This window comes from Nitrospira sp. KM1, from assembly GCF_011405515.1.
Classification (GTDB): Bacteria; Nitrospirota; Nitrospiria; order Nitrospirales; family Nitrospiraceae; genus Nitrospira_C.
In genome coordinates, this window is record NZ_AP022671.1 from 3,262,977 (window position 1) to 3,289,661 (window position 26,685).

23 protein-coding genes are annotated in these 26,685 nt (G+C 55.9%); 9 read left to right on the plus strand and 14 right to left on the minus strand.

Annotated features, from left to right (window positions below):
• Positions 1–6: 6 nt before the first annotated feature.
• The 3 genes from W02_RS15360 (at position 7) to W02_RS15370 (ending at position 2,638) form a co-directional block, all read left to right on the plus strand.
• Positions 7–546 (plus strand): BON domain-containing protein, encoded by a 540-nt coding sequence (locus tag W02_RS15360; RefSeq protein ID WP_173049229.1) that lies wholly within the window; start codon positions 7–9, stop codon positions 544–546.
• A 118-nt stretch (positions 547–664) separates the two neighbouring features.
• Positions 665–1,756, plus strand: coding sequence for an outer membrane beta-barrel protein (locus W02_RS15365; protein ID WP_173049231.1), 1,092 nt, complete (start codon positions 665–667; stop codon positions 1,754–1,756).
• A gap of 261 nt (positions 1,757–2,017) precedes the next feature.
• Positions 2,018–2,638: a PRC-barrel domain-containing protein gene (locus tag W02_RS15370; protein WP_173049233.1), complete on the plus strand. Its 621-nt coding sequence runs from the start codon at positions 2,018–2,020 to the stop codon at positions 2,636–2,638.
• A gap of 235 nt (positions 2,639–2,873) precedes the next feature.
• Here W02_RS15370 and W02_RS15375 read toward each other — a convergent pair whose 3' ends face one another.
• On the minus strand, positions 2,874–3,251 hold the full coding sequence (locus tag W02_RS15375; RefSeq protein ID WP_173049235.1) for an isoamylase early set domain-containing protein: 378 nt from the start codon (positions 3,249–3,251) through the stop codon (positions 2,874–2,876).
• 1,627 nt (positions 3,252–4,878) lie between these two features.
• Between W02_RS15375 and W02_RS15380 the strand changes: the two genes are divergently transcribed.
• The 3 genes from W02_RS15380 (at position 4,879) to W02_RS15390 (ending at position 6,061) form a co-directional block, all read left to right on the plus strand.
• Positions 4,879–5,052 (plus strand): hypothetical protein, encoded by a 174-nt coding sequence (locus tag W02_RS15380; protein ID WP_173049237.1) that lies wholly within the window; start codon positions 4,879–4,881, stop codon positions 5,050–5,052.
• Between the two features lie 90 nt (positions 5,053–5,142).
• Complete coding sequence (locus W02_RS15385; protein ID WP_173049239.1) at positions 5,143–5,625, plus strand: hypothetical protein; 483 nt, start codon at positions 5,143–5,145, stop codon at positions 5,623–5,625.
• Positions 5,626–5,680: 55 nt separating this feature from the next.
• Positions 5,681–6,061, plus strand: coding sequence for a response regulator (locus W02_RS15390; RefSeq protein WP_173049241.1), 381 nt, complete (start codon positions 5,681–5,683; stop codon positions 6,059–6,061).
• Between the two features lie 5 nt (positions 6,062–6,066).
• Here W02_RS15390 and W02_RS15395 read toward each other — a convergent pair whose 3' ends face one another.
• Positions 6,067–6,525 (minus strand): hypothetical protein, encoded by a 459-nt coding sequence (locus W02_RS15395; protein WP_197742034.1) that lies wholly within the window; start codon positions 6,523–6,525, stop codon positions 6,067–6,069.
• Between the two features lie 1,449 nt (positions 6,526–7,974).
• Between W02_RS15395 and W02_RS15400 the strand changes: the two genes are divergently transcribed.
• The gene (locus W02_RS15400; RefSeq protein WP_173049243.1) at positions 7,975–8,340 is read left to right on the plus strand and encodes a response regulator transcription factor; all 366 of its coding nucleotides are present in this window, start codon (positions 7,975–7,977) and stop codon (positions 8,338–8,340) included.
• Positions 8,341–8,620: 280 nt separating this feature from the next.
• Here the strand turns inward: W02_RS15400 and W02_RS15405 are convergent, their stop codons facing one another.
• The gene (locus W02_RS15405) at positions 8,621–9,025 is read right to left on the minus strand and encodes a response regulator (RefSeq protein ID WP_173049245.1); all 405 of its coding nucleotides are present in this window, start codon (positions 9,023–9,025) and stop codon (positions 8,621–8,623) included.
• 359 nt (positions 9,026–9,384) lie between these two features.
• On the opposite strand from W02_RS15405, the gene W02_RS15410 reads away from it, so the two are divergent.
• Complete coding sequence (locus W02_RS15410) at positions 9,385–9,939, plus strand: hypothetical protein (protein ID WP_173049247.1); 555 nt, start codon at positions 9,385–9,387, stop codon at positions 9,937–9,939.
• Between the two features lie 901 nt (positions 9,940–10,840).
• Here W02_RS15410 and W02_RS15415 read toward each other — a convergent pair.
• The 10 genes from W02_RS15415 to W02_RS15460 form a co-directional block, all read right to left on the minus strand.
• Positions 10,841–11,356 carry an NADH-quinone oxidoreductase subunit B family protein gene (locus W02_RS15415; RefSeq protein ID WP_173049249.1) on the minus strand — a complete coding sequence of 172 codons (516 nt, stop codon included), beginning with the start codon at positions 11,354–11,356 and terminating at the stop codon, positions 10,841–10,843.
• A 13-nt stretch (positions 11,357–11,369) separates the two neighbouring features.
• The gene (locus W02_RS15420; RefSeq protein ID WP_173049251.1) at positions 11,370–12,947 is read right to left on the minus strand and encodes an NADH-quinone oxidoreductase subunit C; all 1,578 of its coding nucleotides are present in this window, start codon (positions 12,945–12,947) and stop codon (positions 11,370–11,372) included.
• A gap of 7 nt (positions 12,948–12,954) precedes the next feature.
• Positions 12,955–14,469, minus strand: a complete 1,515-nt coding sequence (locus W02_RS15425; RefSeq protein WP_173049253.1) for a hydrogenase 4 subunit F — start codon at positions 14,467–14,469, stop codon at positions 12,955–12,957.
• Positions 14,466–15,134 carry a hydrogenase gene (locus W02_RS15430; RefSeq protein WP_232068563.1) on the minus strand — a complete coding sequence of 223 codons (669 nt, stop codon included), beginning with the start codon at positions 15,132–15,134 and terminating at the stop codon, positions 14,466–14,468. Before W02_RS15430 ends, W02_RS15425 begins: the two co-directional genes overlap by 4 nt.
• 2 nt (positions 15,135–15,136) lie before the next feature.
• Entirely contained in the window at positions 15,137–16,105 is a 969-nt protein-coding gene (locus W02_RS15435; RefSeq protein ID WP_173049255.1) for a respiratory chain complex I subunit 1 family protein, read from the minus strand.
• Between the two features lie 9 nt (positions 16,106–16,114).
• On the minus strand, positions 16,115–18,142 hold the full coding sequence (gene hyfB / locus W02_RS15440; RefSeq protein WP_173049257.1) for a hydrogenase 4 subunit B: 2,028 nt from the start codon (positions 18,140–18,142) through the stop codon (positions 16,115–16,117).
• A gap of 15 nt (positions 18,143–18,157) precedes the next feature.
• A complete protein-coding gene (locus W02_RS15445) occupies positions 18,158–19,090 on the minus strand; it encodes a carboxypeptidase-like regulatory domain-containing protein (protein ID WP_173049259.1) in 933 nt (310 codons plus the stop codon).
• A gap of 38 nt (positions 19,091–19,128) precedes the next feature.
• Positions 19,129–19,365, minus strand: a complete 237-nt coding sequence (locus W02_RS15450) for a hypothetical protein (protein ID WP_173049261.1) — start codon at positions 19,363–19,365, stop codon at positions 19,129–19,131.
• A 509-nt stretch (positions 19,366–19,874) separates the two neighbouring features.
• Complete coding sequence (locus W02_RS15455) at positions 19,875–21,233, minus strand: sigma-54 dependent transcriptional regulator (RefSeq protein WP_173049263.1); 1,359 nt, start codon at positions 21,231–21,233, stop codon at positions 19,875–19,877.
• Positions 21,230–22,567, minus strand: a complete 1,338-nt coding sequence (locus W02_RS15460) for a nitrogen regulation protein NR(II) (RefSeq protein ID WP_173049265.1) — start codon at positions 22,565–22,567, stop codon at positions 21,230–21,232. The genes W02_RS15455 and W02_RS15460 overlap by 4 nt, the downstream gene beginning before the upstream one ends.
• Positions 22,568–22,854: 287 nt before the next feature.
• Here W02_RS15460 and W02_RS15465 point away from each other — a divergent pair, with 287 nt between their 5' ends.
• A complete protein-coding gene (locus tag W02_RS15465; protein WP_173049267.1) occupies positions 22,855–25,191 on the plus strand; it encodes a PAS domain S-box protein in 2,337 nt (778 codons plus the stop codon).
• Positions 25,192–25,275: 84 nt separating this feature from the next.
• Here W02_RS15465 and W02_RS15470 read toward each other — a convergent pair whose 3' ends face one another.
• Positions 25,276–26,460, minus strand: coding sequence for a response regulator (locus W02_RS15470; RefSeq protein ID WP_173049269.1), 1,185 nt, complete (start codon positions 26,458–26,460; stop codon positions 25,276–25,278).
• Positions 26,461–26,685: the final 225 nt, after the last annotated feature.

Here is a 26,685-nt window from a genome sequence, read left to right on the forward strand (position 1 = left end):
CCGGGCATGATCGCTGATCGAGTCGGAAGAACTCACAGGATGTTCAAAAAGGCCTTCCGGCAAGGCCGCAGCGAGGTCCGCGACGCGAAGAATAATGAGCGTCACGGTTGCGGACGGGCGCGAGTCGGTGAGCGCCCAGTGTCTTGGAGGCGAATCGTATCCTTTCTCACCCGCCCGCCCACTGACTGTGGGAACAGTCATTTTCCCTGGCCGTACGCTGAGCCTCTGAGCGATGCGAGAACGCAGCCGGAGGACTTTTTCAACATCCTGCTAGGTGGCTTCGCGCTATGCGCAGTCTGTCTCTTGCCGGCTGGGTGCGTAAGCCCGCAACAGCTGGACGATGACCGCCTTGCCGCTCGGATCGATGAGGCATTCCTCAGAACGGACGAGCTCAATCTCAGCCGGTTGGAAGTCAATGTCGAGGGAGACGTGATCTATCTGAGCGGCATGTCGGATGATCATGAAAGTAAATCCCATGCTGAAACCATCACCCGATCCCTTGCCGAAGGCAAACGAGTGGTAAACAAAATTGAAGTGGATTTTTAGATACTGTTCACCAGGGTCGTTCCCGCCCGGCTCTGGAAATGCGATTGCTTGTCTATCATCGCGCCACGTTTCATGGCTGATCGGGCGGATCCTCGTCGTATCTCTCTCCACATGGTTGATGGCGTTCCAACACGGGCAAGCTGCCGATGTATGGCAGTACGGGGGATTTCTGGATCTTGCGTACGAGTTGAACTACAACTTCCCGGAAAATCATCAATGGAGAAGCAAGGAAACCAGTCCCCGTACCAATGAGCTGGCTCCGAATATGGGACTAGCCTATCTGCGGAAAGACCCCGCGCGCGAGTCGCGTTGGGGCATGGAGCTCGCCTTTCAAGGCGGGTACGACACCGACGCGCTCGTGCCGCAGCCGAATGCGAGTGGGGTAAAACCGATCGAAGGGGCTGATACGCTCAGATATCTGGCGCGGGCCAACGTGAGTTACCTTGCTCCTGTCGGACACGGGCTGACGATTTCAGCCGGCCTGATCAAAGGCATGAAGACCTATGAAGAGTTTTATGCGAAATACAATATCAATTACACCCGCGCCTATCTCACCGACTACAACCCCAACTTTATGATCGGCGTGGGTGCGTCGTCTGAAATCACAAAATCCTTCGAATTGGGCCTGTACATCGTCAATGAATATCAGCATCTCTCGCATGCCAATGACTTGCCTAGTTATGTGGCGAAGATGGAGTGGCGCGCCGGAGATCATGTCACGCTGTATCAGAATCTTTACTATGGGCCCGATCAGCGAGATACCTCACTCAGGTTTTGGCGAATTTTTTCAGATTCAACCGTGGAGTGGCGGACTCCTGAGTGGAAGATCGCCCTGTCCTATGATGTTGGCAGCGAGGAGATGAGCGACGCGCCGACGAACGCCCGGGCGGCATGGATGGGCGCTGCGCTCTTCACGCAGCGGCATCTCGCAGGACCCTGGAGCGTCGGAATCCGGCCGGAGTTTTATTGGGACCCACAAGGTAGGATGACTGAACGAGATCAGTTGCTCTGGGCCAATTCGACGACGCTTGAGTACAAGCGGCATTTCGGGCAACAACTCGCCATTGTCCGTTTCGAGTACCGCTATGACCACTCGAGCGGGGCGCAAGGCGGATTCTTTCATCATGGCTCCGCGCTCGGAGTACCCAAAATCGTGCCAAGCCAGCACCTCACCATTCTGGGGCTGGTACTGGCGTTTGATTCGGCATAGCGGTTGAGGCGTGAAAAGGCTTGGTCGGAGGGATCCGCCTTTCCCGAAGCAGCGTGAAAGTTCTTCAATATCTGGGTGTGGGGGCGATGATTCTCTTGACAGAACGTCCCGGTCAGACAGATTGTCCATAAGGAATTGATCCTTCGCATCGAAATCCAACTAATCTGCCGCTCACTCTTCGGCCTTCTCCTTGCACAAGACCGTTTTAACTACATCGTCAGTCATTTCGTGGGAACACACTTTTAGAACGAGGGAGGGGTTATGAAAAGCAGAACTTGTGTCTTGAGTGCCGTGGGCGCGTTCATGTTGATGGCGTGGCCGCTGCAACCGGCAGTGGTCGGAGCGGATTCATCAGCCGATCAGCGTGAGCAACAACGGGGAAAGACGTCCCCGGGGTCGACGAACATTACGAACTCGGCGGGGGATACCGGGGTCCCGAGCAAATATACCGTGTTGCCCGTGGCCCGCGGCAAGAAGGTGGAGGTCGAGAGCTCGCTGGTGGGCGACAAAGTCGTGGGCCAGAAGGGGGAAGAACTGGGACAGCTGAAGAGCGTGATCATGGATTCTGAAACAAAACGCATTGAATATGCGATGATCGAGATCGGCCACAGCGGCCAGTATCAGGCGTTTCCCTGGAGCAATTTTAAAGTGGACAAGGAGAAGGGCCAGGTTCAGCTGAATATACCCAAGGAGCAACTGAATCCCAGCGTGGCCGCCGCCGACACGTCGCCGGATGTGAAGAAAGTATTCGAGGATGAACTCAAGAACATCCGTGAACGCGAGTCGCAAATGGATCGTAGAGGTAGTGGGGTGACCGGTGACGATCCGACCGCAGGCGGCTTTCCCGCTGGCTCAGACATGCCAGGCCAAGGCGCCAAATGACATTTTAAAGTTAGAGGACCAAGTGGGGGCTTGGACCTAGCAGTGCGAAGGCCAAAAGACTTCCCTAGTTGAAAAAATTTAACACATCACCGTATCGACCGGAGGCTGTACCAAACTGTAGCGGCCTCCGGCGACAAACTGTAGCCGGCCTAGCAGGCAAACGCCTATAGAACGTAAGCGCTTGCTTTTGTCGGTTCTCTTTTCAGTTGTCTTTCTACCGAGTCCCACTCAATGACTATCCAGCTGACTTTGGTTTTGGATCAACTGGTCTCAGCGGATCGACATCTCGAATCGAATTGAAGGTGCCGTACTCATTGGCGATTCGGCGAAGATTTAATGGGTCTTCTTCCCAACGCTGCCCGTCGATCACAAACTTATACTGATAGGCCCCTGGTTCGAGTCGCAGGGTAATCTTCCACAATCCGCCAGCGTCGGTTTTGAGAGAGTGAGCTTCCGGATCCCATTGATTAAAATTCCCGGCGACGGTGACAGTGGTCGCCGACGGGCCGAAGTATTCAAATGTCACCGGCTGTTTGGTCGAGCGCCGAGGCGAAGTACGAGATGCTGACGGTTTCTTGGACCCAGAAGATTTCTTGATGGCTGGTTTTTTCATTTATCCTTTCTCCATTTGGAGTCAATGACTGACAGATGCAACTGCTGGATGCAGTATCAGTTCCGTACTGAGGCTTAATCAAGCCACGCTTCAGATAACCAACGAGGTACCTTTCCTCCCTGAGAGCAGATCAGACAGAACCCGAGGCGTTAGCCTACGGATCTGCAATCCACACATACCTGCTCACGATCAGCACCCTCCCTTTCTAACCGGCGAAATTACTCACTGCATTTTTCAGGGTATCATGCCTTAGGTAGCCCGGAAGTTCCTCTTTGACGAACAAGCGTTAATCAATCAATTGGCAGGGGGCCGCGGTGGGCTCGGCACCGGATTTGGTGGCCTTCATTTCCACCGGATCCATCTCTCGGGCCTAGCAGGATGTTGAAAAAGTCGCTCATGTCACCCACCCGCCCGGACGTGCCAAGACACGTCTTCACCAGGCTGCGTTCTCGCGGGACACTGCCGCCTCACTATCTCGGCGGCGTTCACAGGCGTGCCGTGCCTTATTCGGCACGGCGTGAACCTCAGAGGCTCAGCGTACGGCACGGGTACGAGCGGCTTGGCCGCTCGGGGCGACGGGTGAGACCCGGGAAGACGACTGTTCCCACAGTCGGTGGGTGGGCGGGTGAGACCCGGGAAGACGACTGTTCCCGCAGTCGGTGGGCGGGCGGGTGAGACCTGGGAAAACGACTGTCCCCGCAGTCGGTGGGCGGGCGGGTGAGACCTGGGAAAACGACTGTCCCCGCAGTCGGTGGGCGGGCGGGTGAGAATGGATACGCTTCGCCTCAAGACACTGGGCGCTCATTATTCTTCGCGCCGCGGACCTCGCTGCGGCCTTGCCTGCGGAGCGGCGCGTTGCGGGATGACGATTGCAAAGCAATCGGTGGGTGGGAGGGTGGAAATGGAATCGCCAGGGCTGGATGGGTGAGACATGGCCTTTTTAAACATCATGTGAGCTCTTCCGACCCGATCAGCGATCATACCGGCTCTGTGTTTTCCGGGGTCCAAACAGTTTTTCAACAGCCTGCTAGAGGCCTTGCGGCTCTTCATCTGCAAGCAACTTACTCCGACCAACCTGTTTGAATTCCTGTTTTTCAAGCTGTCGGCTCAGGCGCCACTTCATTGAGCAAGGCACTATCCCAAGCACTCTGACTGCCATGCCGCGACACTATCGAGGGTTTGTAAATGCCATCTCACTGTGTGGCGACAGGACGATCGATGACCTGAGAGACGAAGCATCGTGTTGGTAGAGCAACACGTAACTTGCCTGATTTGCTGGATGTCGGTCATCGCATCGCATGGACCAATGCGAAAAGCCCCCGGAACTGAAAAGGTATGAATTCTGCAGTCAATACCGGTATCAAATCTATGGGTTGAGGCGTCATGACGGTGCTCGTTGCAACATCATCCTCCTTCAATGTTTTGCCTCTACACTTTTGTGCCTGCCGAATGATTCTATCCTCAGGGTCTGCATTCTCATGTTGTGATTGCTGATTCCCTATTTCTTCCGGGTGTAGCAGCTCCGCGCCCTCTCGGGTTCTTAATGCAACTTCGCTGTAACAGCGGGGAGCATCAGGCTGTAACACGGGATCGTTACAATATGCGCGTCGAGAATGAGGAGGACCATATGAGACAACATGACACATGGGAAGATGAAGTGGCGTATCGGCGCACATTGTTTCAAGCGGCGTTGTTAGGAGATCAGCAGGCGCAACTGGAACTGGAGCGGGAGTTTCATGCCCGGATTTCGAACGGATTGGCGGATGAGTCAAAGAAGAGGGAGGCGACCCCTCATGCATGACTACCGACCCATGCTCTTGATCGAGCGCACCGCAAAGTCCATTGAGTCCGATCATTGGCCCTGCGGCGTGCGCGGCGAAAGGCTGCGTTTATGAATTGGACCGGAAAAGCCGAAAAAGTCTCACTGATTCAGAGCGGGAAAGTCCTCCATTCGGAGGAATTGCTCATGACGAGACGAGTCTCAGCCATCAAAGGCAAGACGCGACAATCGCAACCGCGCCTCGTCGTTCTGAGTGCAGTGATCACGTGGGCCGTCGTAGGGCCGATGCAGGCGACCGTAAGCCAATCGTTCGATACACGGCAGGATTCGATTGTTCAGGTGGAGGCGTCTCTCGAGCGCGCTGCGATCAACAAGCACAAAGTCTCAACCCAACGTGATGTGCATGACATCACGTTCTTGCTGGAACAATCATGGAAATCTGCAGTGAAAGCGGATCTTGCAGCACGGAAGCTCTATGCCAAGGAAGCCCTGACTCTCTTGCAACGTTCGGCCGCCCATGGAGACTTTGATTTAGGGAAAGCGGATCCAGTTCTGATCCTGATCCGGCGCCTGCTGTCCGATCAAGCAATCTAATGCAGAGGTGCAAGCATCATGGTCGTGACGGAGAATAACAGACCGGGGAGGTCTTATGATCCGGGTGGTCGTCATTGACGATTTTGCTGCCATGCGCAACGCGCTAATTGAGGTCGTCCGCGCCCACCCAGCGTTGGAGCTGGTCGGTGCGGGTATGAATGGCGAAGACGCCGTCCACCTGGCCGACGTACGACATCCCGATGTCATTCTGATGGATGTGTCGACCGACACCTGTGATGGCATTGAGGCCACGCGCCACGTGAAGCGGCGGCATCCTGAGATTGCCGTGATCGGAATGGCCGCGCAGCCGTCCGAAGAGGCGATCTTTGCGATGCGATCGGTGGGTGCGAGTGATATTCTCGCCAAGGGCATACCCACGAAACAATTGTATTCGCGAATTCTGGGAATGTATGAGATACGACAGGCGGTGTCGTAGCAGGCTCAGCGTCGTACGATTTCTAAGATCGTTCTGATCCGCTGTTCAGTCAGCGTTTCATCTGCTTTCAGATATCCCTCGAAGTCTCCTCGTATCACTTTCAAGGCATACCGTTCGGTTTCGATTTCTCTCGATGTCCGAACACCTAACCGACGGAGCACGGGCACAGGGGGACACCACCCTTGTATCGCATGTTGCAGGAGAAAGCCGGCTACCACGGCAGGAATGACAAATAAGCGACGATCGAACAAAGCCCCTAGGCCTAATCCGAATAGGGAAATGCAGGCGGCATTTGTTTCCAGCGCGCGTTCGATATCCCATTCCTCATCAAGTTCCTTCAAGCGGATATCGATCTCATCTCGTTGCACGACCGAGGCGATATCACGGACCATATCCTGCTCAATCTGCTCGATAATCGCCTCGTTCGTGTTTCCCTCAACGCGTTCAGTGGTGGCTGGTATCATGGCTCATTCTCCTGTGTGGTGGTCTCTATTGGGATTAAACAGGCTCGGCATGGCCAAAGAGCCTATCACAACGGAGGATGTGTCATGACCCGGATGGCGAACAATAACCGCAACATAGTCACCTTTTCTCCCTCCACCTCTTGTTATTTCAAAAAGGTTTGCTCTCATGTGCCGAGGAGACGTGAAGAGCGTTCAGTGGAACACCCCTCCATAATCAACAGACCTAATCGTTCCACCATGATCCACGGACCCAACGGCTGGCGTGTGCGGTCCTTTGCAACCGGGATGATCACAGGGGCATCGCGTGATTGTCTTGGCTGCTCGCTCGCACCTACCACTGCAAAATCGCTTGCCTTTCACATGACATGAACATGAATTATGCGCACACTTCTGGTGTGTCATGGCCCCTCCGAGGTTAGACGTTCAGTATGGGATGCAGTTGGGGCTTGCGCAATGAGAAAGGAAGTGATGTAACGAATGCAGAACAACGTGGTCAACAACACTTTTGTCGTTTCTTCGGTTCTCGCTCAGCAGATCATACGGCAAGCTTAGGGCGAATCCGGCGGCATGCGGGGTGTCGCTGGCGGAATCGGCACAGGCTTCGGCGGTGGCACTGGAGACGGTGGCAATGGAGTCGGCGGTGGAGGAGGTATTGGGGTGGGCGGAAGAGGTTCCGGTGGCGGATTGGGAATCGGTTGTGGAGGTAGTGGGTCGACCACCGACACCATCAACACATGAGTTGACTCGTGACAGCCCTGACTTGCTAGATAGACGAAGCAGCTTAGGACGATAGCGTACATTTTCAAACCGCTTTCCAGCGCAACATAGTGAGCAGCATTGCTCCGGGTGAATGATGCTGCTTTTCTGAATCAGCCTCAACGGCCATTGCCCAAGCTCTGCTAATCCATATGCAATCTCATGTCCATTAGTAAACCGCTTCCCTAAGAATTGGAAATACTGAGCTTCGCTGGTTTGTCCTTTCACTTTGGCTTCCGACAAGTTGTCAGATTAAGACAAGATGTCGAGTAAATAGGATGTTCTCAATCGACGAATACGCAGTTTTCAATTGAATCAGAATAACTGACTAGGGCATTCCTCTTGCTCCCCTCACCCAGTAAAAACCAACCAATTCACCCAATTGGTAGTGTCCATATTGTGAACCAACTTTTGATGACCTGAACGGTCTTCAGGTCTGAAGGGACAGCATGAAGTCCAGTCACACATAATTGCGAATAGGCGGCGGTAGGCATTTGGGGGCGCCAGCGAGCGGAAGCCCAGCAGGGCCAGCGGCGGATGAAACCGGGAAGGGTAAGATCGGCTCATGTGAATTCCATCAAGGCGATCGCGTGAAAGCGGAGATGGACGATATGAGTCGAGTGACCACACTGAAATATCTCTCGATCGGGCAGGGTGGCTGATCGCCAAGAGGAGAAGCATACGGCTTGTGACATGATGCGAGTCCTCGTCATTGACGACTTCACAGGGATGCGAGACGTGCTGATAGATATCTTGCGGGAGCATTCAGATGTGGACGTCGTCGGCGCCGGCGGTAATGGGCAGGACGCGGTCGAGCTGGCCGAGAGCCGTCGCCCCGATGTCATCGTGATGGATATCACTATGCCGCGATGCAGCGGTGTCGAAGCCACACGTATCATCACCCAACGGTTTCCCGACATGAGAGTCATTGGAGTAACGGCCTTAGACGATGATGCCAGTGAAGCCGCCATGCGCGATGCCGGAGCCTGCGGCTTTCTCTTAAAGGAGCAAGCGCCTGATCGTCTCTATTCACTCGTTCATGCGGCACACTACAGATGAAAAGGCAACGTTCATGTCAGGACAAACTGGAAATTCTTATTCCAAGGAGCCATCGGGTGCCAATGCCGTTCGGCATTACGCTGGTCAATGCCGAGTTCGGCATGAGCCAACCTGATAAGTCCAGGCAGCCAGCCTACCCAGCTGGCAATTCCTCCTGCACCGGCTCCGGCAGTCCCGGGAGCAGGGCAGGCGGATCAGGAGGCTTCCCTTGGTGGCGTCTCGGGTGGCTTCGGTGTAACAAGAGAGGGCAGACATTCTATCGACCTTCGCGTGACATTTCTTATGGCGGAGGTAGCGGCGCGTGTCGTAGCCCTCGGCCCGTGGAATCGAGAGCACGACGCACGAGCAAGCGCAGATCATTGATGAGGAATGGCTTATTAAGGAGATCGAATGCCCCTGCCTTCAGGCCTTCGACGGCTAATTGTGGTGACCCGCCGGCACTGAGAAGGATGATTGGCACATCGGTTCGAACGGCTCGGATTTGTTCCAACAGGGCTAACCCATTCATTCCAGGTAAATGAATATCCACAATCAGGAGCTGAGGATGCCACGTCTCAAAGTGGCGGAGCGCCGCCTCCGCGTCGGTCGCCGTCGCGATCTCACACCCTTCGGAAGAAATCAGCTCAGTGAGAAGCGTCAATGTGTCCTCATCGTCGTCGACGAGCATGACGCGGGGAAGAGACATGGCGCACCATAGAATTGGCTTAGGGGCGGCACAGCATAACGAGGGACCGATCAGCCTGTCCAGCGCTCAACACTTTCACGTAGATAACGGATCCTCACCTAGTGGTTCTCCTAGCGCATAGCCGTCTGGTCATCCCCATCTTCGGGTTGTACGTGTCATTCCGTCCAATGCGGAAATGCCCAAACAAAGACCGAGAGGTGAAACTCCCTATCGACTGGTGCGATCTTTGCACTATTTCAGGTTAATGCGCTTTACTTCACCGCGTGAGCCGGCGCTCCTACAAACCGATGCGGTATGTCTGACGATCTAAATGGGTGACCTCTATGCCTCAACATATGATCCCGTGCACTCGGGAAGTGATGCAACAAATGCAGAACAACGTGGTCAACACCCTGATCGATGTCGGGCTCTTAGACTTCCCGGCGGATCAGACCGAACAAGAGAGCCTCGCCGAGGCGTATAGAGACGTTCTCGACGCGCAAGGATTGCTTCGATCACCCGACAACGCTATTGAGCTGGGACGATGTGTAGTCCTTCCCAGTTCAGCAGAAGAACTCTCGCTGCTTCTGGTTACACCGTCCCCGGTCGATGAATATGATGAGGAGTTGCGACGCAAGACTTCGCCAGTCATGTTTGAGCGGAGGCCGAACGGCGACATTTGTCTTCCGCAGCGGTGGCTCCTGACCCAAATCGAACACCTCGCTGACAATCCTTTGGCGCCCGAAGAAGTGCAGGCGTGCGCCAGGATGGTAAGCCTCACCGCTGTCATACCAGGAGGAGGCATTATTGTGCCTCACACGACAGACACGATTGCCCTAAGTTTGAGCAATGATGATGGAACCGAGACCGTGCTTGAGGCGCTCCCCGGGGGCCTCACATTTACCCTGGAATTTCTAGGAAAGGATGCTGATTGAAGAGGTTGTCTGCCACGGCTTAAAGAACAACATCTAAACCCCTTTGAATCTACAACATGGAGACATCCAAAGCGGCTCGGCGCGTGAGGCGATTCGATGTCTTTATAATAGAGAATGCCACACAACTACCCCACCGTTGACGACAAATCGTCCTGTTTCGACAGATTGTCCCCTTTGGGGTGCGCGGGGAAGTGTGAGCCCTTCTCGCCCTTTGCAGAGGTGCAGCGCCATCAACTGAACGGTCAGCGGCGGCGTATTGACAGGCCAGCCGCATGAAAGGATCCTCCTCTGAACAACATTCTTGTCATCATTCTGATCTTGTTATTGATTTGAGCATTGCTGCATTCGACCCGAGTGTGGCCGCATTGGCCAGCCGGTTCCAAAACCGCGTGCCTTCCTCCTCCACCAGCTGAGTATTGAACCCCGCAAGGGTCTCCGTGTCGGCGCCGGAATTCCAGGAGCCGCGAGCTGCCGATTCAGCGCCCGCTCACCCCTTGCTGTTGCCATTTGAACGTCGAACTGCAGTAGAAGAAATAACCGGGGGGGAGTCTTTTCTGAACCAGCTCGCTCATTTAACGACTCCTCAGTCCGACCATTGTTCTTTGTTTTAGGCCGGTAAGAGAGCCGCCGGGAGGAATGTGATTTAGCGCAGTTTGGTAAGTGAGGGCGTGCTAATCGGCCCGCACCTTGTCCACGGTTACGCGAGATACATTTACAACCTTGACTATCTCTTCCATAGGAGTACGGCGTTCCAGGCGCCTCATGATAAGCGTGACTTGGCGGGGTGTAATCTTTTTGTTCTTTAGCATGTCCAGTGGATCCAAACTGAGAGCGTGGTTCTTATTCAACAGAGGAAAAGGAAAAATCCAGACTTGGACATCGAGTCAAGACTAGATACTTGTCACGACGATGGTCGTGATCTGCGAACATCCGCGAGGGCCTCAAGAATCTCAGCCGGTCTCGGAGGGCAACCGGGGATACAAACATCGACCGGAATGTGGCGGTCTACCGGGCCTGTTACTGCATAGCTGCCTTTAAAGATTCCGCAATTGACGGCGCAATCGCCAAGGGCAATCACCAGCTTCGGATCAGGCGTCTGCTTATAGACGTCCTTCAAAGGGTGCTCCATATTGGCCGTGACTGGTCCGGTCACGACCAAAGCATCGGCATGACGCGGGGAGGCGGCAATATGAACGCCGAACCGCTCGATGTCGTATACGGGATTTGTCAGAGCGTTCATCTCCATCTCGCAGGCGTTGCAGGAACCTGTGTCTACCTCGCGGATCGCCAAGGATTGCTTGAAGGGCAACGCCTTTTCACGCGTCTCCGGCGCAAGGGATGCGCATGATTGTGCAGCATCGGTATATTGCCCCGTCACTACGCCGGTCTTCAGGCTCTTTTTCAGAATACGGAACATAGATGCCTCTCCTTTAAAGATCGTTGCCGGCGTAAGACAGATTGAAACTCTTGTTGATCAGCGGAAAATCAGGAACGATATTCCCGATGACGGCCCACTGGATCGCGGGCCAATTGACGAACGAGGGGTCGCGCACTTTGCAACGATGGATACGGCCGTTCTCTCCGGCCATCACGAAATAGAGGATTTCTCCCCGCCAGCCTTCGACCGCCGAAAGGGCCCACTCTCCGGGGCGCGGCTGATGATCAGAGGTGGCGACGAGTGGACCTTGCGGCATCTTGTTGAGAATTTCGCGGATCAGACGGATCGATTCATGAATCTCGTCCATGCGCACGCGTAAGCGCGCACGGACATCGCCATAGCGATAAAGCACGACGTTGATCGCTAATTCATTATAGGCGGCGAAGGGGCGGTCTCGCCGGACATCCTGATCCATGCCGGACGCTCGTCCAACAATCCCGACCACTCCGTGGTCCCAAGCCGTGCGTTCTGTCAGGACGCCGGTCGTTTCCAAACGGTCGGTGAGTGACGCATTCGCAAAAATGATGGATTCCAGCTCGGCAAAATCCTTTTCGATCGCATCCAGGACATCGACCATTTCGCTGCGTTGGATGGCCGATACGTCGTTCGTGACGCCGCCTATGGCCAACGCGCCTCGAAGAAATCTCGATCCGGTCAACCGGTCGTTGAGCTGCATCAGCAGTTCTTTCATCCGGCTGCAGTGGGCATGAGCCAGCGCATAGGCGGTATCGGTGCAGATCGCTCCGACGTCTCCGAAATGATTGTGGAGCCGCTCCAATTCCAGGAAAAGCGAACGGAGGTAGCGTGCGTGTCTGGGGACCTCAAGGTGTAAAAGACTTTCCGCTGCCTCGCAGTAGGCCAAACCATGTCCGAACGTCGTGTCTCCAGAGACCCGTTCGGCGAGCGGAAGCGCGGTGATCAGCGTCTGTTGTTCAAACAGCTTTTCGATGCCACGGTGCTTCCAAAAGTGGCGGATTTCGAGCTGCATGATCGGCTCACCGGCGACTGAGAACCGGAAGTGGCCTGCCTCGATCACGCCGGCATGAATCGGACCGACCGGGATTTCGAAGACGCCTTCCCCCTCGATATGACGAAACCGGTATTCACCCTGCTGCCGGCCGATAGTCTTATCCCACAAGAACTCCTTCATCAAGGGATGCGTGCCCTTAGGCCAGTGCTCATGGCGAACCAGGCGGCGCAGATCAGGATGCCCTTGCGGGATCAAACCGAAAAGATCACGAATTTCCCTCTCATACCACTGCGCCGCGTGGACGGACGGTGTAATCGAGGTGAAGAGACGGTCTGCTCCGGCAACCGCCACCGTCAGGAGCACCCAGTGCCGGTCCAAGCTGAACAGATACTGAATCTCGTATTTCTCTTCGAGCGGGCGGCAATCGACGGCGAACAGCAGCGCCAGGCGGCCCTGCAGCTTTTCGTGGAGAAACCGGGCAAGCTCCGGAAGCCGGCTCTTGTCGACGCGATACTGCACGAGGCGGTCGGATGAACGCTCCGCGATCAAGTCGGGAAAGGTTGACTGTATCCGTAGCACGGCCGATGATCGTTCCGTCACGTTCCTCTTAGCGGCTCAGTAATAGCGTGGAAGCCATTTCAACAAATTGTCGGAAAGACGCTGGCAGCGTCATGCAAAATCCCACGAGCATGGCGCCCAGCAGAATGATCGGAATATGACCGATTGACCACTGTTCGCCATGCACGATGTCTTCAGGCGCTGGACCCCAGACCATGCCGGTGATCCTGTAGAGAAAGCCGGCAAAGGCCACGACACTGCAGAGCAACAGGATCACGACAGGCGTCCTTGTGCCGGGCTGGGTCCACTCACCCGGAAGGCCGGATGAGCCCAACGCCGTAATGATCTGCATCTCGCTGGTAAACAGCGCAAAGGGCGGCAGTGCCGTGAGCGCCAGTCCGGAAATCAGCAATGCCAGGGCAGACCAGGGCAGCACGGTCGTGAGCCCGCGGACCTGGTCGATCTCCACGGTTTTAAACCGTCGGTGGATATTGCCGGCCGCGAAGAACGCCAGCGATTTCGCGAAGGCATGGTTGACCAGATGGAATAATCCACCGAAGGTGCCGAGTGGCCCGCCGACTCCGAACCCAACCATGGCCAGGCCCATGTGCTCAATGCTGGAATAGGCAAACAGCCGCTTATAATTGTGTTGCAAAAGGATGAAGAAGGCTGCGAGTGCAAATGAGATGAGCCCGAACAGTGCCAACAGGCCGCCGGTGAAATCGGGAGACAGGGCCTGGTCGGCAATCCCACGGCATCGGAGTATCGCATACACCGCCACCGTTTCCAGCACGCCAGCCAGCATGGCCGCGACCGGTGCCGGCGCTTCGGTGTAGGCGTCGGGAAGCCAGCTGTGCATCGGCACCAGGCCGACCTTCGTGCCGTATCCCACGAAGAGAAAAACAAAGGCCAATTTCAGAATGTGCGGATCGAGTCGGGCCGCCACCTGCTGGAGCTGGGTGATATTGAGAGCGGAGCTGACATCGCCCAGCACGCGAAGGGAGGAATAATACATCAGCACGACGCCGAACAGCGCCAGGGAAATGCCGACTGAACAGAGGATCAAGTACTTCCACCCGGCCTCCAACGATTCGCGCCGCCGCCAGAACGCGATGAGAAATGTCGTGGCCAGCGTCGTGGCTTCGATCGCCACCCATTGCACACCCAAGCTGTTGGCGACGGTCGCCAGAACCATGGCAAGCAGGAACATGTGAAACAGAAAAAAGAAGAGACTGAGCCGATTGGGCGCAATCATGCCACGCGCCACCTGCTCATCCATGTAGGAGCGCATATACAGCGAACAGGCGAGGCCGACCGTGCCGATAATGAACAGAATGACCGATGACAGAGCGTCAATATAGACGATGTCGGCGAAGGCCGTGACCGACCCCTGTAAGAAGACGGCTCGCCCGATGACTGCCTCCGCGCCAACCAGTGTCCCAATGCTGATGAGGTTGGTGACATGGAGCCAGCGCGAACTTTTGATGAACAGGCTCAGCCATCCGGCCGTCAGCGGCGCGAGCAGAAGCAGACCGACGGCGATCATGATGGTGAATCCGGTCATTCCTTTAACTCGGTGAGATGAGTCGTATCGACGCTGTCAAACGCGTCTTGCAGGCGATTCGTATAAATCCCCGCGATTAAGGCCGCGACCAGCACGTCGAAGAACACGCCTAATTCGACGATCAGCGGCATGCCGTACGTGGCAGCGGTGGCCCCCAGAAAGAGGCCGTTCTCCATGACGAGAAACGCGATCAACTGCGTGACGGCTTTTTGCCGGGAAATCATCGTGAAAAACCCGATGAGCACGATGGCCAAGGCGATGGCCAAAGAGTCGCGTGTCAACAGATGTCCGAAGGGAATGATTGGTTGTGTAATGAAGAAGGCGATCATGACCAGCGCACCGCAGATCAGCAGGCTTGCCGGTATGTTGATCCTCATGACCAGTTCGCGGGTGACGTTGAGCCGTTCGATGACGCCTTTCAACACGCGGGGAATCACGATGACCTTGACGACCACCGTCAATGCCGCGGCGATATAAATGTGACGGGTGCCGGTGAAGAACGCCACCAGGGCAGCCGTCATGGCCAAAAACAGGGACTGTAGCGCGAAGAGGTCCACGCAGGCCGAAAGCCGGCGCTGCGCCACGATGGCAAAGCAGGTCAGGAGCAGCATGGCCGAGCTGAAATCGACAATTTGCGTCGCGATATGCGGTGACAGCCAGGACACGGTTAGCCTCGCAAGATGTAAAAGAACAGCAGTCCGAGCAAGGCCAGGATGAACGCCACACCGAGAAGATCGGGGACACGAAAGAGACGCAGTTTGGCGAACATACATTCGATCGTCCCGATCAGCACGGCAAGACCGGCGACCTTGACCACATACACGGCTAGTCCGATCGACAGGGCCACCGGCGTCACACGTGTCGCAATGCCCCATGGAACGAAGACATTGGCAATGAGAGTCAGGAACACGAGCAGCTTGATGCCGGAGGCCCACTCCATCACTGCCAGATAGCGGCCCGAATATTCCAAGACCATCGCCTCATGGATCATCGTGAGTTCGAGATGGGTCGCCGGATTGTCCACCGGAACCCGACCAGTTTCGGCGAGGGTCACAATGAAAAGGGCCGCGAGTGCCATGACATGCGAGGAGGGATCCGTCACAATGCCTTCCAGCAGAGCGGTCTTGTGGACAATCGTGCTGAGATTGGTGGAGCCGGCCGCCAATGCGATGGCGAAGATGGCCATGATCATGGCCGGTTCCGTCAGTGAGGCCACGATCGACTCCCGGCTGCTGCCCATCCCACCGAACGATGATCCGGCATCAAGGCCCGCCAGAATAAGAAAGAACGTGCCCAACGCAAGCAAATAGACAAAGGCGAGGATATTGCCCGCAAAGTTCAAAGGCATCTGCGAGGCGAAAACCGGCACGAGCAGCCCGGCCGTCAACGTCGACGCAAAGACGATGTAGGGGGTTGCCGTGAAGATCCATGAAGCGGTCGTGGAGACGACCGGTTGCTTGCGGAACAGTTTCCTAAGGTCGGCATACGGTTGGAAAATGCCGGCGCCCTGGCGGCATTGGAGCCGCGCCTTCACCTTTCGAATCAGACCGACGATCGCGGGCGCAACAGAAATGAGGACGATGGCCTGGGCCAACGTGAGCGCGATCGCTTGGAATATCGACTGGTCCGTGATCATGACTCCCCGTTACAGCGCCAGCAACAACAGCATGACCAACGTCACGAACATATAAGCCAGATAGAGATGAAGACTTCCTGCCTGGACGATTCGCAGCCGGTGGGCCAGCCCGGACATGAACGTGACGACGGAGTCGTACAGGTATTTCTGAAACACCGGTTCGATGTGGAATTCAAATCGCCGCCGCTTGGCAAAATACCGTGACTCTTCCAGAAAATCCGTTTCGAGCTTGACCGTCGGCTGATAAATTGTGCTGAACACTCGTTTGATCGGTTGCACGAATCCGGTCGCGCTGTACTCCATGCGAGGGGTCACGTTGAGACCGCATGCCCAGGTCTTGCCGTATCGATAGGCACGGGTCCCTCCGTGGAGTGCGACAAGGGCAAGCCCGAATGCTGCCGTTGCTGCCAGGACGAGACCAAGGACAGGGGAGGAGATACTCGAAAACTCGACATTGACCGGCGTCAACGCCCATCCGCCGAGGGCCAGCATCTTCTCTGAGATCGAGGCGCCGATCATAGAAGCGGTCACGCGGTCCATTATTGGGACTGCCAACATGGGAGCCAGCCCAAGAGCGACACAGCCGGCCGCCAGGAAACCCATTCCAATGCGCATGGGCCAAGGCACTTCTTCGGCATGTTTGGCATGGGAACTACGCGGGAGGGCCAGAAAAGAGATGCCGAACGCCTTGGCGAAACAAGTCAGCGCAAGCACTCCCGTCAGTGCCAACATGGCAGCCGCGATCGGGAGCATGAGCTTCATGAAGAGTGAAGGTATCTCGTAGCTTAAGAAGAGGCTTTGAAAGACGAGCCATTCGCTGATGAAACCGTTGGTCGGCGGCAACGCGGCGATTGAAACCGCGCCGATGAGAAAACAGGCGCCGGTCCAGGGCATTCGACGCAGGAGGCCGCCATATTCCTCCATGTTGCGGGTGTGAGTGGCATAGAGCAGAGATCCCGCGCCAAAAAACAACAGCGCTTTGAAGATCGCATGGTTGATGGTGTGGTACAGACCGGCGATCAACCCGAGGGCCGCTAATTCCTCGAAGCCATAGCTGTGAAAAATCATTCCTGCTCCGATTCCGAGCAGAATGATCCCGATGTTCTCGACGCTGTGATAGGCCAGAAGGCTCTTGAGGTCATGCTCCATCAGCGCATACATCACGCCGAGTACTGCCGACACCGCACCGATGGCAAGAACAACGAATCCCCACCACCAGGGAAAGTACCCGCCGAAAAAGTCGAAGCATACTCTGACCAAGGCATAGATGGCGGTCTTGATCATCACACCTGACATGAGCGCAGAGATATGCGATGGTGCGGCGGGATGGGCATATGGCAGCCACACGTGCAGCGGCACAAAGCCCGCCTTGGTGCCGAAACCGATCAGTGCCGTCAGGAAGACCATGGTCTTCATGCCGTCCGGCAGGGACTGCTCCGGTTGACGAAACGCATCAAATGAAAACGATCCGCTTTCTTGGAAGAGAAGGAGAAATGTCAGGAGGATGAATGCGGTCCCGACGTGGGTCATGATCAGATAGAACAAGCCGGCGTAGCGCACGTCGCTCTTCTCATGCTCCGTCACGACGAGGAAATATGAGATCAACGACATCAGCTCCCAGACGATGAGAAAGAAGAATCCATTGTCGGCGATGACGACCAATGTCATGGAAAGAAGAAAACCATTGAAGAGCGACCCGAGCAGCGACATCGACACCCGTCCGTAGAATTTCGTCACGTAGCCGAGCGCATAAATGGATGCAGCAAGGCTGACCAGCGAAATCGTGAGCAGAAAGAAAGACGCAAGGGGGTCGAGCCGGATGGCGAAGGTCAAAAGAGGCAGCGTCGAGGGCACGGACATCTCAAACGGTTTGGCTGCGAGCAGGCCCGTGATGCCGAGGCAACATCCTCCGACCGCCGCAACACCGGCAAGGCCGTGCGCAAGGATGTTTTGTACCTTTGGTCTGGCGGGAACACAGAGTGGGAGAAGCAGTCCGGCTGCATACCCGACGAGGGTCAAGAAAAGCAGAATGGCCATGGACCGGTGGATGGCCTACCGTTCCTGGCGGATGAGGGTGGGAACGATCTGGCTTTGGACTTCATTCGTGACGGCAAACCGCGTATAGGGACGGTCGACCATTTGATTGGCATAGAGCCGCCCGACCGGTGCCGGAATGGTGATGTCCATTGCTGTGCGCCCCTTGGGTGCGATCGTAATCAGCTGTTCTCTCGCGCCTCCGATGTAAGGATGCCACACGACCAGCTTGTAGGTGCCCGGTGGGATGTCGCTGATCTCGAAACCTCCGTCTTGATCGGTTATGGCATAGTAAGGATTTTCCATCGCCAATCCCCAACTTTCCATGTAGGCATGAAAACCGCACTGCATGACGAACACCCGGCGGCCTTTCGACATGCCCAGGCGCTGCTTCATCGGCTCGCCGGCCAAATGTTTGTGGTACATGGCGGCGTTGCTCCGGTCTTTGAGATCGCGCGGGTGTTGCGGATTCATCGGCAGCGGCACGTTGAACAGGACTCGCGCACCGAGCTGAGAACTTTCGTACGCTTGGATGTCATGCATGACTGGATCCATGTTCACGACGACGACATTCTCTTTCTCTCGAACGATCGTCGTAAAAGGGACAAAGCGGCAATCCCTGGCTTCAATGCGCGGGCTCGTAAAAGCGGACGCAACACTCCTTCCTTTCTCGATACCTTCGATGTAGATCACGACGTCTCGAAATTCTCCCGCCGGCCCGACATTGAACGGCTGCAACAAGCGCCAGCCTTGACCGTCTGAAATCCGGCCACAATAGACCTGGTCCGGCAGCGTTGTTAGATTGTAGCCTTTGGGTTTAGGGACTTGCCCTTCCAGCCTCACGGTACCGCGCACCATTCCTCCGTCTGCCGCCGTCATTTCTTCGTATGCCCAGACGGTTCCACCATAGAAAGAGGCCGCGACCAGTACGATTGAAAGAATGCGATGCATAGGAGGTCTCCTTTTTGTCTGCTGTCCGAGCGGTTGGATCACATCTGAGACTGGAACGGCCGTCCGGTCCGGTTCCGGCACCGGTTCACGCCTTCGCGCGCCTTGAGATTGTTGGGATCAAAATCCAATATCGCCTTCCAATTGAATAATGCTTCGTCAGGCAGATCCAACTCCTCGAGCAGGAGCGCCAAGTCGCAACGGGCAAGGACATCGCCGGGGCAGACATTGAGCAGTTTCTGTAACTCAGCGAGACGCTCGATCCGCTTGTTCTGCATGGGCCTTCCTTGAGGTGTGTTGTGTTGTCACGGGATATTTGAGCTGGTTGAGTGCGCGCAGGTCTCGCAAGGCCCAATACACCACTGCCAGCACCAGTAATGCGATGGGCAAGTTGAACGGCCCCAAGCCCCAAACACTGCCGACCGCGAGACACAACGCTACCGCCGAACACGGAATTTCCAGCCGGACGACCTGATGCCTAGCAGGCGGGGTCATTGTTTCAATCTGTTCAGACATTGGATGTCAGGATCCAAGTGCAGGGAAGATGCCGCAGTGTCGCTTGAGAGGATGTTGCAACGACGACAAACAAATTGCGTACTTGCATAGGGAGCATTCGTCATCCACGGCCTGTGTAAGCCAGCGTTCGTCCATTCATGCAAAGTTTGCAGATCGATCGAACGCGGGATCCAAACCGCTGCAAATTTTGCACGAGTCAATCGCGGCGTCCTCGCCGGACTCTGATGTGGGAGTTGAAATGTGAGATTTGGAATCGCGGCGGCGCGCCGCGTTACTCGCGGATACCGTACTCTTTGATTTTGTACTGAAGGGCACGCAGGCTGATGCCAAGCAGTTTGGCCGCCTTCTCCCGATGGTTGGTCACCTCGACGAGGGTACGGCGGATCGCTTCACGCTCGATCTCTTTCAACGGGGATCCCAACGAGACGACCATGGTGCGTGCATCTTCCCGGCTTGCCTGCACCTCTTCCGGCAGATGTGCCGGTTCAATCACCGCGTCTTTCACGGTGACCACCAACCGCTCGATGAGATTCCGAAGCTGCCGAATGTTCCCCGGCCAGGCATAGAGCCGCAACAGCCGCATCGCTTGCCCAGAGATTTCCTTCGGTTGGCGGTGATGCTGGGTCGAGAACTTGGCCATGAACCGATCCGCCAACAGGGGGATATCGTCCCCCCGCTCGCGCAGCGGCGGCAGATGAAGAGGAACGACATTGAGCCGGTAGTAGAGGTCCTCCCGAAAATGTCCTTCTTTCACCGCGGCTTCGAGGTTGCGGTTGGTCGCCGCAACAATCCTCGCATCAACCTGCACGATCTTGGTTCCACCCAGTCGTCTGAACTCCTTCGTCTCCAGTACGCGCAAGAAATCCACTTGGGACTTCAGCGACAATTCTCCGACTTCGTCCAGCAACAGCGTCCCGCCGTCGGCCAGTTCGAACCGTCCCATTTTGTTCGCTGCCGCGCCCGTGAAGGCGCCCTTTTCATATCCGAATAATTCACTCTCGAAAAGATTTTCAGGGAGCGCTCCACAATTCAAGGTGACAAACGGACCGTTTGCCCGGTGGCCTTTGTGATGAATCGCGCGTGCCACGAGCTCCTTCCCGGTCCCGCTTTCTCCCGTGAGGAGCACCGTCACGTCGCTGTCCGAGACCATCTCGACCAGACTGTATATGCGTTGCATTGGCTCGCTCGCTCCGACCATCTGATCGAAGCGCGTCCGGGTTTCGAGACGATCCTTGAGCTGCTTGTTTTCACGCGCCAACGCATGGCGCTCGAGGGCTTTCTCCGTCACGGCCGCAAGCCGTTCACGATCGATGGGTTTCGTAATATAGTCGTAGGCCCCGCATCGCATGGCCTCGACCGCCGTCTCGATGGAGCCAAACGCGGTCATGACCAGGACCTCGATGTCCGGCCACTTCTCCTTCAGCCGGCGAAGAAAGTCCATGCCTCCCATGCCGGGCATCTTGAGATCGGTGAGGATGAGATCAGCCGTGGCCGCCTCCAACTCCTGCAGCGCTTCTTCAGCCGTTCCGGCTCCGTGCACCTCATACTGTTTCTTCCCGAGGAGCGTCACCAAGGCTTCGCGGATGTTCAGTTCGTCGTCGACGACGAGAATGCGGCTTCGGGCTGTCACGATCTCGCCTCGAGTGTCCGGGGATGGGTGACAAGAGCAGGAAATCTCAGCCCAACGGATGTTCCACTTCCCGGCGCACTCGAAACACTGATGAGTCCGCCATGGTCCTGCATGATCCGGTACGCGATGGCGAGGCCAAGCCCCGAACCGCCTTGTTTGGTCGTGTAGAAGGGATCGAACAGCCGCGGCATCGCCTCTTCGGGTATGCCCATGCCGGTGTCTCGAACCGAAATGTCCACCCAGCGTTTTCCATCGGCCGGGCATGTGGTCGCCGCAAGATGACAGCGCCCACCGTCAGCCATGGCATGGAAGGCATTGACCACGACGTTCACCAACACCTGGCCGATCTGTGTCTCGTCACCAAGTACGGGCGGCAGATCCTTTTCGATCGTGTAGTCAAGGCGGATCTTGTGCTCCTGTGCTTCAAGCTGCATGAGTGCGACGATATGCTCAATGACTTGTTGAACGTCTACTTCCCGAGTGTCGACGGAGCTGGGACGCGCGAATCTCATGAAATTGTCCAGAATCGCAGAGAGACGGCGGCATTCCGCGTTCAAGACTTCTAAATAATGGGCGGTCCTGCTGGCCACGGGGGCAGGCTCCCGTAACTCCTGCTCGAGGAGATGGAGGTTCAAATCCATTGCGCTTAATGGATTGCGTAATTCGTGTGCCACTCCGGCGGACAAGGTATGAATGGCGGCAAGCTTTTCGGCGACGCGAACCCGTTGTTCGAGGCCCAGCCACTCCGTGACATCCTGCGCTTGCAACAGGATGCCGGCCGGCTGGCGATCATCTCCGACCAATTCGACCGTGCTGACACGAATCGTGTGAAGTCGGCCATTAGGGCCTTCATACGGCACATCCCTCTGGCTCATATGCTGATGGTTCCTGAGTGCTCCGTGGAGCGCTTCACGAATAATTTCACCGCCGGGAAACACGGATTCATACGAATTCCCGAGCAAATCAGCGGCGTGCCGTTTCAACACCGCTTCGGCAGTCGGATTGACCGCTGTGACGATACCGCTGCGATTGACGGTCAGGATGCCTGTCGGAATGCTCTGCAAAATGTTCCTCGCGAGCCCCTTCACCTCTTCGAGCGTTCGCTTGGTGTTGGCAAAGTGCAAAAAACTGATCAGGGCTGCAGTGCTCACTGCAGTGCTGAGAGCGAGAAACACTGCCATGAAGATGACATCCCGACGCGAAAGAGAGGCGAAGACTTCCACGCTCAAGAGGACGATGACAATCGCACCGATGGCAACGACGAACGGAATAGAAGCGATCAGCCGGAAGGGAGCCCTTCGAAAAAAAGGGGCTTCAGGAATGGGTCTAAACATGGTGATTGGGTATTGGGCAAATCCCGCCACATGCTAGCACGCGCGCCCATGGATATGCTGGATTTTTGTCGATAGCCTTCCGCACAGTTCTCAAGTCTCATTTCTCCTTAGACGCCACTATGGCCAGAGTGGCCTCGCCCGGATCTCCGTAGACGCGAAATCACCTTGGTCAGGCTGATTTTCCCGTGGTATGAAGGGGGAATTGGCGCAAGGGAGTATCGCTGCATGCCGCATTTTATGTAAAATCGACCGGCGGGTTTGCTGGCTTGAGGCTAGGCGACCTACTGATGAAACTCCTGGCGGTGTACGGATTCGGTATTGCAGCGGCAATTCTTGCCGGCTTCCTCCGTTTCGCACTCGAGGGGCTTCTTCCCGCTGGTCTTCCGTTTCTTACCTTCTTCCTCGCCATCATGTTGTCTGGTTGGTATGGTGGCTTCGGGCCCTCGCTGATGACAACGCTTCTCTCTGCCCTATTTACTGATTATTTTTTGATAGAGCCAATGCGATCGTTTGCGATCGGTCAACCCTACCGGCTGGCCTTGGCTCTGTATGTCCTAGAGGGGGTCCTGATCGGGTTTTTGAGCAGCCGGGCAAAATGGGCGTTAGATGCATTGCGAGAAAGCGAAGGGCGGTTTTCCAGGTTTATGCAGCACCTCCCTGGTCTGGCATGGGTCAAAGATGAAGCCGGCCGGTATGTCTACGTCAATCCATCCGCCGAAGCCGCATTTGGTATGCCAAAGGAACACATCTATCTGAAAACAGATGAAGACGTGTTTCCCATGGCAACAGCGCTCGAGTTTAAGACCAATGATGCAACCGTGAGAAACAGCGGCGTCGCTCTTCAAACGATTGAGAAAATGCAGCAGCACGATGGATATCATGAATCATTGGTCCATAAGTTTCCCATTCCAACCGATGCAGGCCATTCTCCGATGGTCGCGGGGATTGCCATTGATATCACGGCATACCGGCGCACTGAGTCCGCATTGGCGCACAGTGAACTGCGTTTCCGTATCATGGCAGATAGCGCGCCGGTATTGATCTGGATGGCCGATGTGACACAGGCGTGCACGTGGGTGAATAAACCATGGTTGGATTTCACGGGCCGTTCAATGAACGAGGAATTGGGCGCCGGCTGGGCGGAGGGGATTCATCCGGATGATCAAACAACGTGTCTGGGTATCTACAGGGAAGCCTTCGACGCCCGTCAACCGTTCACGCTGGAATACCGATTGCGCCGGCATGACGGCGTGTTCCGTTGGATACTCGACAACGGGGTCCCCTGCTTTTTTGGAGACGGAACGTTTACCGGCTACATCGGTTCCTGTCTCGACATCACTGATCGGAAGGAACTTGAACTGTTCCTTGGCCAGAAGACCGAACGCCTGGAAGCCTTTTCGGCAAAACTCGAGCACCTCATCAACGAGCGCACAGCCGATCTCCGGCAATCCCAGATCCGCCTGCGCGCGCTCGCCACCGAGCTGAACCTTGCGGAGCAACGGGAACGCAAACGCTTAGCTGCGGAACTGCACGACGGTCTGGCGCAGATGTTGGTCGTCGCTCGCCTTCGACTGTCCGAGGTTCAAAAGTTATCCGGCGTGCAAACGGATTGCTCGGAACGTATCACGCAGGTTCAGCAGGAATTAGAGGGGTGTCTCAGCTATACGAAGACGCTCATCTCGAATTTGTATCCGCCGGTCTTACATGAGTTTGGACTAGCCTCTGCCCTGCGATGGCTTGCCGAACAGATGAAGCGAAGGAATCTTCTTGTCATGCTGGACCTCTGTGAGATTACCGATCTCAATATCCCGGAACATCAATCAGTCTTGCTCTACCAATCAGTACGAGAGCTGTTGATCAATGTCACGAAATACGCGGGCGTCGATACTGCGTGGGTCCGAATGTATAGGAGTGAGTCCACCCTGTTCCTCGAAGTGCGCGACGCGGGCGTCGGCTTTACGGCCGAATCGCCTGATGGTTCTGCGACCACCAGCACATGGGCCGCCAAGTTTGGGTTGTTTAGCATTCGAGAGCGAATGAGGGCGTTGGGCGGTGCACTCGCCATACAGTCGCAAGTAGGCCAAGGCACCGTGGCTACCATCAGCCTCCCGTTTAGCACCATGGCGATGCACGCATCGCCGGATTCTGTGGCTTCAGCTACTCTAGGGCCTCGACCACCCACCCCCCAGGGATTGTCGAAGCTTGTCGTCGATAAAATTCGTGTCATGCTCGTAGATGATCATGCAGTCATTCTCCAGGGACTTCGGAGTGTGCTCGAAACCTATCCGGACATTGAAGTCGTGGGAGAAGCGTCCGATGGACAGATCGCCATTACCAAGGCCGAGCAGTTACAACCGACCGCCATTGTGATGGACATCAATATGCCCAACATGAATGGCATCGACGCCACCGCGCATATTACGAAGCGATTTCCTCAGATCGTGGTAATCGGCCTCTCGGTGAATGCGAATCAGCGAAATGAAGAACTGATGAAGGAAGCCGGTGCGGCAGTACTCATTCCGAAAGAAGCTGCTGTGGATAAGCTCTACCAGGCTATTGAGCATTCGGTAAGAAGGAGCGCGTTCGACGACACTACACGCCACGTCAAACTTGATTTACCTTGAGCCGCATGCCGGTGCACAGTTCCTCTATGCCTACCGCTCGCATACTGGGTTTTCCGCGTGACCCAACCTCGTTGTCATCATCACCTAGGTCAGGGTCGGCAGTGGGCTCAGAGGGTTTTTTTGTGCAGTGATATCCTCCGCAATCCCGGCGATCCGATATACCAGGCCTGCCTGATCGCGAATCGGGAAAGCTCTATCCCAAATCCAGCGGATGGTCCCGTCTGGCCGAATGATGCGGTACTCAACGTCGTAGGCTCCAGGGATCTGTTGCGTGAGCCTGGCTTGCCGGATGCGAGGTAGGTCATCGGGATGGATCGCGTCCAGCCAGGACTGCGGAGACGCATACAGGCTGCTGCAGGTGCGTCCCCAGATGTCCTCATAGGCAGGACTAATGTAAATCGTTTGCGTTTTTGCCGGATCGGTCATCCAAAAAACCTCTCGAATGTGCTCGGTCAATTGCCTGAACAGCTCATGGCTTTCCCGCAATGTCTCTTCCGCGCGCCGGCGCTCGGTAATGTCCTGGGCCAACACCAGAACCCCCATGATCGTCCCTTGTCTATCACGGTAGGGCACTTTATCGGTTTGCACCCAGCGCTTCTCTCCCGAGGCCGTTTGATACAACTCGACGATGCCGAGTTTGGACTGGCCCGATGTAATCACCACCAGATCATCCTGGTAATATTGTTCCGCTTCCTCGGGATAGAGCGCATAGGTGGACTGGCCTTCGATTTCCGCCACCGTCTTGTTGATGGATTCTGCCGCTCGTCGATTCGCCCGCACGATGCAGTTGTGAGTGTCCTTGTACCACACCATGGCCGGAATCAAGTCCAACAACGCCTGCTGTTCGATCTGAGACCGAAGCAGCCTTCGTTCCATGTGTTCCTCTCGGACCGCCGCGGCCGGACCGATCGCGCCGCGCAGCATCGCCTTGAGTTCCTCTCGGTCAAAGGGCTTATCAAGCCAGGCAAACGCGCCGAGCTGGATTGCCTGTGCTTTCCGCTCCTTGGTGGGGAGGGCTGATAGGATGAGGACAGGCACTCGTGGATCGGCTTTTTTCAAGACCGGGAGTATCGAGAGGCCATCTTGATCGGGCAATCCCACATCTAAGATTATGGTGTCAAAGTGCTGGTGCGTCGCTCTGGCAAGCGCCTCCACTCCGGTGGAAACGGACTGCACCAGGTAGCCCTCATGCTCCAAGAGATCCTGGACGGCCTGACAGATGTCCGGATTATCATCCACAATGAGCACAGAGGGATTAACAGGGGCCATAGAGCCCGACCTCACGAAACTTGTCTTCCTTCTATCAAAACCACAACGTCATCCAGCCCATAGCGCACCGGCCGATCTCTTTCTCCCAGAGTGTATTCCTTTGACTTGTCATCAAGTGCACTCAAGACGGAGCATCACGACTTCTGCTTTTGGTAATACCCTACTGCGTTCTGTTTTCCAGACCCTGTAGACTGCCGCCATGGAGCATCCTGGGCCGGATGCAAT